We start from the raw sequence: 12,402 nt of genomic DNA, 5'->3' as shown, positions 1-12,402 counted from the left end.
GGGTGAACAAATCGGCAAGGACTTCCTGTCCTGAAGCCACATGTCCGTGGGGGCCGGACGCTGATTACTGTCCCGTACATGCCTGACCTCCCTTCCCTCTCTCCCTCCGATCTGGCCGGTTTCGCGCGCCGCTTCGCGGCCGACCCTCAGCTCAGGCGCATGCAGAACGCGATCGCCAACGTCGGCGTCGACCAGGTGGCGCTGGACCACGAGGTCGCCGTCGGCACCGGGCTGACCATGTCGCACCGCATCGACGACTGGAAGGCGACCGACCAGAAGAAGACCGGCCGCTGCTGGTTGTTCGCCGCGCTGAACCTCATGCGGCCGGGCGCCGCCGCCCGGCTGGGGCTCAAGGAGTTCGAGTTCTCGCAGAACCACGCGATGTACTGGGACAAGCTGGAGCGGGCGAACTACTTCCTCGAATCCATCATCGCCACCGCCGGCCTGCCGATCGACGACCGGCTCGTGGCCTTCCTGCTGGGCATGCCGGTCAACGACGGCGGCCAGTGGAACATGGCGGTCAACGTCTTCACCAAGCACGGTGTCGTACCCAAGTCGGTCATGCCGGAGACGCAGTCGTCCTCCGACACCGCGAAGATGAACCGCCGCCTGCGCGTGACGCTGCGCCACGGCGCCAAGCGGCTGCGCGAGCTGCCGGCCGACCGGCGGCGCGCCGCCAAGCTGGAGATCCTCGCCGACGTCCACACGATCCTCACCATCCACCTCGGCACCCCGCCGGCCACCTTCACCTGGGAGTGGACGGACCGGGACAAGGAGTTCCGCAGTGACGGCGAGCTGACGCCGCAGGAGTTCATGGCCAGGTACGTGGACCTCGACCTGTCCGCGTACGTCTGCCTCGTGGACGACCCGCGCCCCGAGCACCCCAGGAACGCCACGCTGACCGTCGAGCACCTCGGCAACGTCGTCGAGGGCGACCCCGTCCGCTACCTCAACGTGGACATCGGCACCGCCAAGCGGCTCGCCATGGAGACGATCGTGGACGGGGAGCCGGTCTGGTTCGGCTGCGACACCGCCCCGCAGTCGAACAGCGAGCTGGGCATCTGGGACGCCCGCCTCTACGACTACGAGAGCGTCTACGGCGTCCGCACCGACCTGGACAAGGAGGCACGCGTGCGCTACCACGACTCCCTGATGACCCACGCGATGCTCTTCACCGGCGTCCACGTGGTGGACGGCGCACCCAGACGCTGGCGGGTCGAGAACAGCTGGGGCACGCAGAAGGGCGACGGCGGCTTCTACACGATGAACGACTCCTGGTTCGACGAGTACGTCTTCGAGGTCGTCGTCCGCAAGGACCGCCTCGACCCCGGACTGCTGACGGCGCTCGACGCCGAACCGCTGGTCCTGCCCGCCTGGGACCCGATGGGAGCACTGGCATGACGCGCAAACTCGATCTCGTCGTGGACAACGCCGACATCCTCACCATGGACCCCGCCCACCCCCGCGCGAGCAGGGTCGGCATCAGGAACGGCCGCATCGCCGGCCTGGACGACGACCTCGACGGCTGGGACACCGCGGAACGGATCGACGCCGGCGGCGCCTGCCTGCTGCCCGGCCTCATCGACGCGCACACCCACCTGGAACTGCGCGGGCAGGCCATGTCCGCGCTCGACATCGGCGCGTGCACGACCCCGTCCGGCGCGCTGGAGCTGATCGCCAAGGCCGCCGCGGGCCGGCCGCGGGACGCCTGGATCGAGGTCGGCGGCTACGACCAGGCGGCGATCGGCCGCCACCTGACCGCCGCGGAGCTGGACGTCGCCGCCGGCGGCAGGAGGGTGTGGGTGCGCCACATCTCCTGCCACGCCTCCGTCGTCTCGACCGCGGTCCTGGCGGCCGAACCCGACCGGGAGCTGGTCGGCCGTCCCCGGCTGGCGGCCGGGCTGCTGGAGGAACTGGAGCAGAACGTCGTACGCCGGCAGCGGCTGCCGTACGCGGGCGGTGAGCTGGGCGAGGTCATCGCGGCGGCGGCCCAGGAGGCGCGCAGGCAGGGCGTGACGTTCTGCGTGGACGCCGGCAACGGCGGCGAGGTCGGCAGCCTCAGCCCCGTGGACGGCGCGGCCTACCTGGACCTGCACGCCTCCGGGCGGCTGCCGGTGCGGATGGGCCTGATGCCCAGCATGGACGTGCTGCGCGAGTTGCCCGTGCACCGCGACGACCGCTACCGGCGCGGCATCGACCTGGGGCTGCGCAGCGGGTTCGGCTCGGACTCGTTGTTCCTGGCCGGGCAGAAGGTGGTGCTCGACGGCGGCATGAGCGTCGGCACCGCCAGGATGACCGAGCCGTTCGCCGGCCTGGACGGCCTCGGCACGTGGCGCGACGACCCCGAGGCGATGGCGGAGGCGATCGTGGACGGCCACCTGGCCGGCTGGCAGATGGCCGTGCACGCCATCGGCGACGCCGCCATGGACCTGGCCGTCGAGGCGTTCACCAAGGCGCAGCGGACGCTGCCGCGGCTCGACGCCCGGCACCGCATCGAGCACGGCGGCGCCATCCGGCCCGACCACGTCGCCCGCGTCGCCGAGCTGGGCGTCTCCGTGGTCACCCAGCCGTCCTTCCTCTACGACTTCGGCGACCGCTACACCGAACTGCTCGGGCCCTCCCGCGCGGGCTGGCTGTACCGGGGCCGCTCCCTGCTGGACGCCGGCGTCCGGCTGGTCGGCAGCACCGACCGGCCGCTGCCCGGCACCCCGCTCAGGGCCGTCCAGGCGCTGGCCGAGCGGGCGTCCAGCTCGGGCCGGGTGTCAAGCCCCGAGGAGCGGGTCACCGTGCGGGAGGCGCTGGAGGCGTTCACCGTGCACGGGGCCTGGATCACGCGTAAGGAGCGGGTGCTCGGGCGGATCGCGCCGGACTTCTGTGTGCTCGGCCGCAACCCGCTCGACATCGACGTGTCCGAGATCGCCGCCATCCCGGTCCTGGGGACGGCCGTGGACGGCGAGTTCTCCTGGTACTAGGAGCGGAATGTCGCAGGCCAACACCCCGGCCCGCCCTGGTTGCCCCCTCCGCAGCCCCGTAACCTATGCGGATGGATCACGGAGCTTGCGGGACGAACGGAACCGCGCCGGGTCCCACTCTGGCCGCGATCCTGGAGACGCTCGGCTCGCACGCGCTGCGCCTCGTCACCGACGCCGGCCGGCTCGACGCGCGGATCGGCGAGATCGTCGTGAGCGGGCCGGGAGAGCCACTCCCGGCCGGCGTCGCGCCGCTGCTGCTGCTCACCGGCGGCGGCTCGCCGCTCCAGCCGATGCGGGACACGATTGACCGCGAGCCGGTCGATCGCGGCGGCGAGCCCGCTCGACCGGCGGTTCGCGGAGGTGGTGGCGGGCGATCTGTTCGCCCTGTCCAACGCGATCGCGTCGGCGGTCGGCGGGGCCGTGGCCATCGAGGACACCGGCGGCCAGGTGCTCGCCTACTCCAACCTGCCGCGCCAGGAGATCCTGCACACGCTGGCCGACCGCCCGGAACTGGTCGAGGAGCTACGCCTGAAACCGGTCACCGCGCTGGTCGAGCACGACGCGCTGCACGGCACCGCGTACGCGCAGACGCTCCTCGCCTACTTCGGCGCGCTGGGCGACAGCCTGCGGGTGGCGAGTGAGCTGGTCATCCACGAGAACACGGTCCGCTACCGGGTGCGCAGGGCGCGGGAGATGTTCGGCGTCGACCTGAGCGACCCCGACAACCTGCTGGCCACCTGGCTGCAACTCCGGCTCCTCCAGCTCCGCTCCGACGCCCCCTAGCCCTTTGGACGCTCGCATATGCGGCTGAGCGCGGCGGCCATGGACCGTCTCATGCGGCGGGCGGCACGATAGGGGCATGTTGGTACTCGCCCTTGTCACCCTCGTGCTGCACGGCGCCCTCGCGGGCCTGTTCTACACCTTCTCCATGTCCGTCATGCCGGGCCTGAACGACATCGACACCGGCCAGGCCGAGGCGGCGATGCGCAGCATCAACCGGAAGATCCTCAACCCGTGGTTGTTCGTCGTCTTCCTGGGCTCGCCGCTCGCGGCGCTGGCGGCCGGGATCCTCGCGGACAATCCGGCCGCCCTGTGGTTCTTCGCCGCCGCCGCCGTGAACGCCGTCGGCTCGTTCCTGGTCACCATGGCGATCAACGTGCCCATGAACAACGCCCTCCTCGCCGGCACGATGTCCTGGAAGGACTACGCGCCGAGGTGGACCCGCTGGAACACGGTGCGAGCCGTGGCCTGCGTGGCCAGCCTCGCGCTGGCCGGGGTGGGCGTGGCCGGGCTCTAGTAGATGCGGTACTTCTTGCCGCAGTTGTCGAACTTGCCGGCCCAGCAGGTGAAGGTGTACACCTTCTTGATCCCCCGGCCGTTCCAGGCGCCGACGACCTTGCCGTCCCAGGATCGGTTGAACTTGTGCCAGGAGCCGTTCTGGTAGAACTCGAACCAGACCCAGCCCTTCTTGCCGCCCTTCTTGTCCACGCCGTACCACTTCGTGTAGACCTTGCCGCCCGACTTCCAGGTCTTCCCGAACGTGTACGCCTTGTGGTCACTGGAGAAAAACTTGCCCCAGTTCGTTCCATTGGACTGAGTCGAGGTCTGCGTGGCCTGCGTGGTCGCCTGGGCGGCGGGGCTGACAGCGAGGCCGGTGACGGCCATCGAACCGGCGAGCGCCGCGACCGTGATGATCTTATGCATTGTGGGTTCCTCCCCTGTCGGTGCTGCCGGAGTGGCCCGGCAGGAAGGACAGTACGGAGGACTGGCACGATCATCTGTGCAGGAATCCACACATAGAACGTGATCAGGAACACGTCATCCGGCGGGCGCTCTCGGACGAACGCTCTAGAAGTGCTCCTTGCGGATGACGCCGTGCACACCCGTGGTCCGATCGACCACCTGGGACACCTCGAAGTTCGTGGCGGCCGACAGGTAGGCGTAGGCGACGGCGCGGTCCATGCCCTGGTCGTGCTCCAGGAAGTCGAGCGCGTTGACGACGGCGCGCCGCATGGCGACGTCGAGGTCGTTGACCTGCCCGTTCTGGGACCCGTCGGGGTCGGACAGACCGATCGGCAACCACGCCTCGTCCGTCTCCCCGAACGGGTAACGGAAGGCGACAGAAGGGGCGTCCCCCGGTCTGCACACGGTGAGCCGGAAGGTGGCACGCAACGAGCCCTCCATCGCGGTCAGCGCCACCTCGCCGCCACCCATCGCGTGGTGGGGGTCGCCGGTGTAGAAGAGCGCGCCCTCGGCGAACACCGGCAGGTAGAAGGTCGCTCCCACGCCGAGCAGGTTGATGTCGATGTTGCCGCCGCCCCGGGTGGGCGGGATGGAGTTGAGCGCGGGATCGGTGAGCCCGCTCGCGCCTGCGAAGGCGACCCCCATGATCCCCATGAACGGATTCAGCGGAAATGTCACCTCTTTCGACCTTCCGCGTTTCAGCACCCCCCGGCCCCGGCGTACCGGGGTGAACACGGACACGTTGCCGTACCGGGTGGGATGCCCGGTCGGCCGCCCATCGGTGCCCACGGGCGGCATGACCTCGTCCAGGGTGATCCCGTCCGGCGCGCCGCCCGAGGAGGTCCTCGCCAAAGCGCCCTTGCCGTGCCTGCTCGACACCACCCCGTACGGCACGCGGGGCATCAGCGACAACATCTCGACCTTGAGCACGTCGCCCGGCCGGGCACCGTCCACGTGGATCGGCCCCGTCACCACGTGGGGCCCGTCGACGTCGAAGTTCCTGGTCGTACGGGAGTAGTCGCGGGCGATCGCGACGGCGTCCTGGAGCACGTCGGCGCGGGACACGCCGTGCTCCTGGAAGTACGCGACGGGATCGCGCCCCTGGTCTTCGAGTATGCCCTCGTGCGACACCGTGTCGATCGTCACCGTCTCGCCCGAACGCATCCTCAGCACCGGCTCGCTCGCGAGCGACGGCACGTACCCCCATCTGACCTGCTCAGGTGTGGACGGGAGGTAGTGCCTACCGTAGATGGGTCCCTTGCGGGGCTGCAGGATCTCGCGGGGCGCGGTGGCGGACTCGGCCAGCAGGCCCGCGCCGGGGATGATCGAGGCCGCTCGCAGGAAGTTCCTTCGTCCGAATTTCGTCATGCTTCACCTCGGATCGATCATTGAGCACGCCTGTTACGGCCCCGTTACGCGATCGGCGGTGAAAGGATCAGAGGAAAGACTGATTTTTGCGAAAGGCATATGACATGGCGCCGAACATCGCGACGGCCAGCCGCGTGGAACTCCCCGACCTACTCGAATTCCTGCGCCCCCGGCATCACGGCCTGCTGTCCACCACCCGTGCGGACGGCCGCCCGCAACTGTCACCGGTGAGCTGCGGCGTGGACGCGGACGGCCGGATCGTGGTCTCCACCTACCCCGACCGCGCCAAGGCCGTCAACGCCCGCCGTGACGACCGCGCGTCCATCTGTGTCCTGTCCGACGACTGGAACGGCCCGTACGTGCAGGTCGACGGGCACGCGGAAGTGCTGGACATGCCCGAGGCCCTGGAGGGGCTGGTCGAGTACTACCGGTGCATCGCGGGCGAGCACCCCGACTGGGACGAATACCGCGAGGCCATGCGCCGCCAGGACAAGTCCCTGATCCGCATCCACATCGACCGCTGGGGCCCCATCGCCACCGGCGGCTTCCCCGCCCGCCTCAGCTCCTGAGCAGTTAGGCGAAGGGGTCATACCTTCCTGACGACTATCACGTCAGGGACCAGCTTTTCCAGGTCGTCCACATCCGAGGTGAGAACGGTGATCTGTCCCCTCTGCTGTCGTGCGATGACGGCGAGCACAGCGTCGATCGCATACTTGTGGCCATGCACCTCGGCATGGGACAGAAGCCGGCGGGCCTGGCGGGCTTCATCTTTCCCGATGACGGCGACATTGAGCCGCGAGAGCACCCAGTCCCAGCGCTGCTCGGTGATCCTGCCGTCATACGCCTCGACCATCGTCATGGGAGAGGTCACCACCTCCGCATGGCCCCGGGCCGCGAGTTCGAGCCAGGCGATCATCTTCCTGTCGCCCCGAACGGCAAGCGACAAGGCTTCGCAGTCAAGCACCAAGACCCGCCGTAGCGGTTGCGCGTGCTCGCCTCTTCGCTTACTCACGCAGCCGCGCCCTTGCCGTGCCTACCGCCGGCGCGGCGCTCATGCTCGGCGTCGAGCTCCTTCAGATCCTCGATCGCCGCCGCACGCTCGTCATCAGTGACCGGGCCGTACTCTTCCCCCAGCCAGTCCACCAGCTCCAGCAACCGGTCCCGGTCACGCTTGAAGCGCAACGCCTCGGCGACATACGCGGACAGGCCTCTTTCCGCCGACTCCGCACGGATCTCCTCAAGGAGTTCCTCGGGAATCGTCACCGTTACCTTCTTACTCGCCATACATGAGACCATACTTTATGTATCAGTCTCCTTACCAGGCCATGCCGCCTCAGCTCCTGAGCAGTTCGCGTGCCAGCGCCTCGCTCCACCACCGCTCGACCCGATCCGGTGACCAGCCCCGTTCGGTCGTGAACGTGGTGTAGACGTCGATGCTGCACATGCCCGCGTACAGGTCCACGGCCGTCGGCACGTCCAGCCCCTCCCGGAGCGTGCCGTCCGGCCAGGACGAGAAGACCGCCACCCGCGTCTCGTCGGCCCGCCTGCGCCCGTCGCGGTAGACGCCGGCCAGCTCCGGCTCGGCGCGGCCGGCCTCGCGCAGCAGCGTGATCACATCGCCCGCGCGTTCGTACAGCCTCCTGTCGAAGCCGGCCATCACCGCCAGCTGCCGCTCGGGGCTCGCGCCGGCCGCCTCCAGCTCGGCGAGCTGCTGCGCCACGTCCGCCGACACCCCGGCCGCGTCCGCCAGCGCCCGGGTCAGGCCGGCCTTGTTCCCGTACACGGAGTAGACCGTCGGCACGGACACCCCCGCCTCGCGCGCCACGTCGCGCACGGTCGTCGCCGCCCATCCCCGATCGACGAACAGCCGGCGCGCGGCCTGGGCGATCCCGGCCCGCGTCTCCATCGCCTGAGCCGTACGGCGGAGGGAGTCGTAGCGGCGCGCTTGTCCACTCATGACTTGCACCCTAAGCGTTTACGTGGCTTATATTGAATATAATCCTCAGAAAGGGAATCTGGATGGACTTCTCCCGGATCAGCGGCCTGGCCGCCATCGGCTTCGCCGCCCTGATCGTCGGCGGAAATTTGATCATGGTTCCGTACGGGCTGCCGTTAACCGGTGCCCCGCAGGCCGAGGTCACCGCCTTCTTCGGCACGAACGGCGGCATCGTCGGCCTGGCCTCCGCGCTCGGCCCCGCCACCTGGTTCCTGGCCACGCTGTTCGGCGCGGGCGCGGTCTCCGTCCTGTGGCAGTCGGAACGCGGCTGGGCATTGACCGGCTTCGCCGGCCTCATCCTGCAGAACGTCACCTTCACCGGTGTCGTCGCGGCCCGTCTCGCCCTGACCAGAACCGCCGCCCCACCCCTCTGGGCCCTGCACGACGGCGTCTTCACCCTCAACGGCACCTTCCTGGCGCTCGCCATGGTCGGCCTGTCCGTCGGCGGCCTGCGCGCCCGGCTCATCGGCCCCTGGCACGCCGGCCTCGGGCTCGTGGCGGCCGCCCTGCAGTTCACCTCGGCCAGCCTCGCCTACGTCGTGATGCAGGGGTCGCTGGGGTTCGTCGGGCTGGCCGGGTGGTTGTTGTGGGTGGTCTGGCTCGTGTTGTGGGGCGTCCGCCTGCTCCGCGTACGGTCTGTGGAGGCGGTCACACCATAGCCAGGTAGGCGGCGAGCTCCTCGGCCGAGGAGGTGGCGATCCCGACATATCCGTCGGGCCGGACGAGCGTGTACCGCTCCCCGCCGTACGGCTCCGCCGTCCGGTACGCGCGCACCTCCGGCCCGGACGTCGGGACAGGTTCGGACATCGGCACCGGCCCGGACGTCGGCACCGGTTCAGGTGACAGCAACGTGAAGTGCGAACCCCGTAGCAGGTCGAACATCCGTACCCGCGTCCCGTCGGCCAGCCGGAGCGGCCCATCGGGTACTCGCTCGCCGCCTCGCCGGGCCAGCGAGCCGCCCCGGTAGCTCAGCGAGAGCTGGTAGGTCTCCTCGTCCCTTTTGTAGGACTTCTTGTCGTGCAGGTCCACGCTGAGCCCCAGCACCCGGGCCGCCACGGGCCGCCGCTCCTCCTCGTAGGTGTCCAGCAGCCCCTCCGAGGCCCCCGCCAGCACCCGGGCCAGCTTCCACCCCAGGTTGTAGGCGTCCTGCACGCCGGTGTTGAGCCCCTGCCCGCCCGTCGGCGGATGCACGTGCACCGCGTCACCGGCCAGGAACACCCGCCCGGAGCGGTAGTGGTCGGCGAGGCGGATGTTCACCCGGTAGAAGGACGACCACAGCAGCTCGGTCACCCGCACCCCGCGCACCATCGACCGTTCCGCGAAGGTCCGCTGGTACCAGGAGAGGGTCTGCTCCGGCTCGACGCCCGGCTTCAGGGTGGCCAGCAGCTGGAAGGTGTCGGTGCCGGCCATCGGGTACAGCGCCAGCATGCCCTTGCCCGGACGTACCCAGACGTGGATGTGCTCGCGGCCGAGCCCCTCGACCCGCACGTCGGCCAGCGCCATGCGCTCCTCCTCGCGCGTCTCCCCGCTGAAGCCGATGCCGAGCGCCTTGCGTACGGGGCTCCTGCCGCCGTCCGCCGCGACCAGGTAGCGCGCCCGGACGGTCTCGCCCCTGCTCAGCCGGGCGGTCACCCCGTGCGCGTCCTGGTCGAAGTCGACCAGCGCGGCGCCGTACTCCACCTTTGCGCCCAGTTCGGCCAGGCGCTCGCGCAGCACCGCCTCCGTCCGCCACTGCGGGTGCATCATCACCGTCGGGTACGGCACCGCGTCCGTGACAGAGGCCGGCTTGTGCATGCGAGCCTGCCAGATCGGCACCCTGCCCAGCCTGACCCGGAGCGACGGGTACGGAGTCGCCGTCGCCAGCACCGGGCCGATCACGCCGAGGTCGTCGAAGACCTCCTGGGTACGAGGCTGCAGGCCCTTGCCCTTGGACCCCCCGGCCGACTCGGGGGCCTGGTCGACGACGCGGCAGGAGATGTTCCTGCGGGCCAGGTCCACGGCGAGGGTCAGACCGGTGGGGCCTGCGCCGACGATGAGCACGTCCGTTGTCTCGTTCATGCCTCCACCGTGCCGGGGCGCTCTGCCGGATCTCTGTCAGCGGCTGCCATGGCCACGGAAAGCATTCGCGCGCTCACCCTGCGTACGGCATCCTGGTCGCGTGCGACCTCCCTGGACCGCGACGGCGGTGGGCCTCGCGGCCGGTGGCGGGCTGTTCAGCCTGGGGATGCTCCTCTACGCCAAGGGGCCCGAGGCGGCCGACCACTGGTCGGGCGTCCTGTCGGCGTCCGTCGCCGTCCTGGTCGCGGCGGCCTCGGTGATCGGGTGGCTGCGGCGGCGCGACCAGAGCGGCGAGTTCCAGGCGGGGCTGCTGGCCGCCAGGGTGACCGAGCGCTGCGCCACCGAGGAGCGACAACGACGGCTCCTCGACCCCTTTCCGCTGCCCGTGTCCTGGCACACGCTCGGCCCGCCGGTCAGCGACCACTGGTCGGTCATCCGCCAGGGCGGGGGCGACGGGCCGCTGCCGCTCGACGGCACCCTCGACGACCTGCATCGCGTCGCGACCACGCTGGTGCCGTCGGGGCGGATGGTGGTGCTCGGCGCGCCCGGGTCGGGCAAGACCAGCCTGATCATCCGGTTCGCCAGGGCCTGCCTGTCCGCGCGTGCCGCCGACGCCTCCCAGCCCCTGCCGGTGATCCTCAGGTTGTCCACCTGGGACCCGGCCGCCCGGCCGCTGCGGCGCTGGATCACCGAGCAGGTGGAGCAGGACTACGGCGTGGCCGGGCTCGCCTGGGACGAGTCGATCCTGCCGGTGCTCGACGGGCTCGACGAGATGCCCCCTGCGGCACGGGGAGCGGCTCTTCGCGCCATCAACACCGCGTTCGCGCCCGGCGTACCGCTGATCGTGACCAGCCGCACCGGCGAATACCACGACGCGGTACGCGACGCGGACGTGCTCACGGGAGCCGCCGTGATCGAGCTCGACCCGCTCTCCCCGGAGGTGATCTGCGCCTACCTGACGGGCGCCACCCGGCCCGATCGGGTCGGGGAGTGGGAGGAGGTGTTCGACGACGTACGGGAGGAGCCGGGCGGTCCGCTGGGCGCGGCGCTGTCGGTGCCGCTCAACCTGTCGCTGGCCCGCCTCGCCTACGCCGACGGCGACCATGGCCGCCCCGGTCACCTGCTGGGGTTGCTCGCCTTGCGGGGGCACCTGCTCGACCGGCTCATTCACGTGCTCTATCCGGAGGTGCCCGACGGCGAACACGCCTGGCGCCGGAGCGACGCCCGCCGCTGGCTGGCCTTCCTCGCCCGGCACCTGCACCGGCGCGATGCCTATGACCTGGCGTGGTGGGAGCTGGGCAAGGCCGTGCCACTGCGGGCCCGCGTGGTCGTCTGGGCGGTCGTGGCCGCGATCGTGTTCGGCGCGGCCAACACGCTCGCCGGGCTTCCCTGGAGTCTCACCGGGAGATTCCACATGGGGGAGGACCTGCTGTGGGGCCTCGGGGTCGGGCTGCTGGCGGGGGCCGTGAGCAGCCTTTGGGCGCCCTTGTTCCCGAGGGTGCCGAAGTTCCATCGTTTCACCGTTCGCCGGACCGGGCGGGCGCTGCGGTGGCGCCTGTTCGGCGGGCTCGGCGCGGGGCTGCGGCGCGGGCTGAGAAGCGGGGTGGAGTCCGGGGTGCCGGCCTTGGCCATCGTCATCCTTCTCGCCGGATTCGTCCTGGACCCACCCACCGCGTACGACATTTCCGGCTATCTACGGCACTATGCCTTCGTCTTTGTGCTCGGCTTCATGTTCGGGTTCTGCTGCGGCTTCGTGTACGGGTTCATCGCCGGATTCGGCGCCGAGTTCGTCACGGTCTTCGACGACCTCGACGCCTTCAACGCTGGGAGCGGCGCGACACCCGCCGAGACCCTGCGTGCCGACCGGGCCTGGACCGCGATCGTCGCCGCCGCGACCGTGGCCATCACCGCGTCCGTGACCGTCGTCTTCGCCCTCACCCTGTTCGAGGGCCCGCACGACGCCTGGACGGTCACCGGCCAGGCCATCCGCTTCGGCCTGGCGGGCGGTCTCGGCCCCTCACTGGGCACGGCCTCCTCACAGTTCCTGCTCGCCCGGCTGTCGCTGGCCGCCTCAGGCCGCCTGCCGTGGCGCACCATGGCCTTCCTCCAGGACGCCGCGACGCGGGGGGCGTTGCGGCAGGTCGGCGGCACCTTCCAGTTCCGCCACGCCCTACTCCGCGACCGCCTGGTCGGCGCCGAGACCCCGGCCCGCTCGGACCGGGTGGCGGCCCAGTAGAGATCCGTCAGGCGTACTGTGGATGGTGT

The 12,402-nt window shown here is 70.4% G+C and carries 13 protein-coding genes; 7 read left to right on the top strand and 6 right to left on the bottom strand.

Going from position 1 to position 12,402, the window contains the following annotated elements; genetic code table 11:
- Positions 1-78: 78 nt before the first annotated feature.
- The 4 genes from ACFPZ3_RS14245 (at position 79) to ACFPZ3_RS14230 (ending at position 4,269) form a co-directional block, all read left to right on the top strand.
- Positions 79-1,401, top strand: coding sequence for a C1 family peptidase (locus tag ACFPZ3_RS14245; RefSeq protein ID WP_379514536.1), 1,323 nt, complete (start codon positions 79-81; stop codon positions 1,399-1,401).
- Positions 1,398-2,972, top strand: coding sequence for an amidohydrolase (locus tag ACFPZ3_RS14240; protein WP_379514535.1), 1,575 nt, complete (start codon positions 1,398-1,400; stop codon positions 2,970-2,972). The genes ACFPZ3_RS14245 and ACFPZ3_RS14240 overlap by 4 nt, the downstream gene beginning before the upstream one ends.
- 303 nt (positions 2,973-3,275) lie before the next feature.
- Complete coding sequence (locus tag ACFPZ3_RS14235) at positions 3,276-3,755, top strand: helix-turn-helix domain-containing protein (RefSeq protein WP_379514534.1); 480 nt, start codon at positions 3,276-3,278, stop codon at positions 3,753-3,755.
- Positions 3,756-3,831: 76 nt separating this feature from the next.
- Positions 3,832-4,269, top strand: coding sequence for an anthrone oxygenase family protein (locus tag ACFPZ3_RS14230; protein WP_379514533.1), 438 nt, complete (start codon positions 3,832-3,834; stop codon positions 4,267-4,269).
- Here the strand turns inward: ACFPZ3_RS14230 and ACFPZ3_RS14225 are convergent.
- Entirely contained in the window at positions 4,266-4,676 is a 411-nt protein-coding gene (locus ACFPZ3_RS14225) for a hypothetical protein (RefSeq protein WP_379514532.1), read from the bottom strand. The genes ACFPZ3_RS14230 and ACFPZ3_RS14225 overlap by 4 nt on opposite strands.
- A gap of 144 nt (positions 4,677-4,820) precedes the next feature.
- On the bottom strand, positions 4,821-6,083 hold the full coding sequence (locus tag ACFPZ3_RS14220; protein ID WP_379514531.1) for an acetamidase/formamidase family protein: 1,263 nt from the start codon (positions 6,081-6,083) through the stop codon (positions 4,821-4,823).
- Positions 6,084-6,187: 104 nt separating this feature from the next.
- Here ACFPZ3_RS14220 and ACFPZ3_RS14215 point away from each other — a divergent pair, with 104 nt between their 5' ends.
- Positions 6,188-6,652: a PPOX class F420-dependent oxidoreductase gene (locus ACFPZ3_RS14215; RefSeq protein WP_379514530.1), complete on the top strand. Its 465-nt coding sequence runs from the start codon at positions 6,188-6,190 to the stop codon at positions 6,650-6,652.
- 17 nt (positions 6,653-6,669) lie between these two features.
- Here the strand turns inward: ACFPZ3_RS14215 and ACFPZ3_RS14210 are convergent, their stop codons facing one another.
- From ACFPZ3_RS14210 to ACFPZ3_RS14200, 3 genes are all read right to left on the bottom strand, one after another.
- Positions 6,670-6,999, bottom strand: a complete 330-nt coding sequence (locus ACFPZ3_RS14210; protein ID WP_379514529.1) for a hypothetical protein — start codon at positions 6,997-6,999, stop codon at positions 6,670-6,672.
- 92 nt (positions 7,000-7,091) lie between these two features.
- Positions 7,092-7,346 carry a CopG family transcriptional regulator gene (locus ACFPZ3_RS14205; protein WP_379514528.1) on the bottom strand — a complete coding sequence of 85 codons (255 nt, stop codon included), beginning with the start codon at positions 7,344-7,346 and terminating at the stop codon, positions 7,092-7,094.
- A gap of 70 nt (positions 7,347-7,416) precedes the next feature.
- Complete coding sequence (locus ACFPZ3_RS14200; protein ID WP_379514527.1) at positions 7,417-8,040, bottom strand: TetR/AcrR family transcriptional regulator; 624 nt, start codon at positions 8,038-8,040, stop codon at positions 7,417-7,419.
- A gap of 62 nt (positions 8,041-8,102) precedes the next feature.
- Here ACFPZ3_RS14200 and ACFPZ3_RS14195 point away from each other — a divergent pair, with 62 nt between their 5' ends.
- Positions 8,103-8,738: a hypothetical protein gene (locus ACFPZ3_RS14195; protein WP_379514526.1), complete on the top strand. Its 636-nt coding sequence runs from the start codon at positions 8,103-8,105 to the stop codon at positions 8,736-8,738.
- Here the strand turns inward: ACFPZ3_RS14195 and ACFPZ3_RS14190 are convergent.
- Entirely contained in the window at positions 8,728-10,137 is a 1,410-nt protein-coding gene (locus ACFPZ3_RS14190; protein ID WP_379514525.1) for an FAD-dependent monooxygenase, read from the bottom strand. The genes ACFPZ3_RS14195 and ACFPZ3_RS14190 overlap by 11 nt on opposite strands.
- 100 nt (positions 10,138-10,237) lie before the next feature.
- On the opposite strand from ACFPZ3_RS14190, the gene ACFPZ3_RS14185 reads away from it, so the two are divergent.
- A complete protein-coding gene (locus tag ACFPZ3_RS14185; protein WP_379514524.1) occupies positions 10,238-12,373 on the top strand; it encodes an NACHT domain-containing protein in 2,136 nt (711 codons plus the stop codon).
- Positions 12,374-12,402 lie beyond the last annotated feature (29 nt).

This window comes from Nonomuraea insulae (assembly GCF_042656245.1).
The sequence above is the reverse complement of the archived record's forward strand: the minus strand, read 5'-3'. Positions and strand labels throughout refer to the sequence as shown.

Excerpts from the sequence above, each read along its gene's own strand:
- ACFPZ3_RS14245 (WP_379514536.1), top strand. The coding sequence starts at position 79 with ATGCCTGACCTCCCTTCCCTCTCTCCCTCCGATCTGGCCGGTTTCGCG.
- ACFPZ3_RS14240 (WP_379514535.1), top strand. The coding sequence starts at position 1,398 with ATGACGCGCAAACTCGATCTCGTCGTGGACAACGCCGACATCCTCACC.
- ACFPZ3_RS14230 (WP_379514533.1), top strand. The coding sequence starts at position 3,832 with ATGTTGGTACTCGCCCTTGTCACCCTCGTGCTGCACGGCGCCCTCGCG.
- ACFPZ3_RS14225 (WP_379514532.1), bottom strand. The coding sequence starts at position 4,676 with ATGCATAAGATCATCACGGTCGCGGCGCTCGCCGGTTCGATGGCCGTC.
- ACFPZ3_RS14220 (WP_379514531.1), bottom strand. The coding sequence starts at position 6,083 with ATGACGAAATTCGGACGAAGGAACTTCCTGCGAGCGGCCTCGATCATC.
- ACFPZ3_RS14215 (WP_379514530.1), top strand. The coding sequence starts at position 6,188 with ATGGCGCCGAACATCGCGACGGCCAGCCGCGTGGAACTCCCCGACCTA.
- ACFPZ3_RS14210 (WP_379514529.1), bottom strand. The coding sequence starts at position 6,999 with ATGATCGCCTGGCTCGAACTCGCGGCCCGGGGCCATGCGGAGGTGGTG.
- ACFPZ3_RS14200 (WP_379514527.1), bottom strand. The coding sequence starts at position 8,040 with ATGAGTGGACAAGCGCGCCGCTACGACTCCCTCCGCCGTACGGCTCAG.
- ACFPZ3_RS14195 (WP_379514526.1), top strand. The coding sequence starts at position 8,103 with ATGGACTTCTCCCGGATCAGCGGCCTGGCCGCCATCGGCTTCGCCGCC.
- ACFPZ3_RS14190 (WP_379514525.1), bottom strand. The coding sequence starts at position 10,137 with ATGAACGAGACAACGGACGTGCTCATCGTCGGCGCAGGCCCCACCGGT.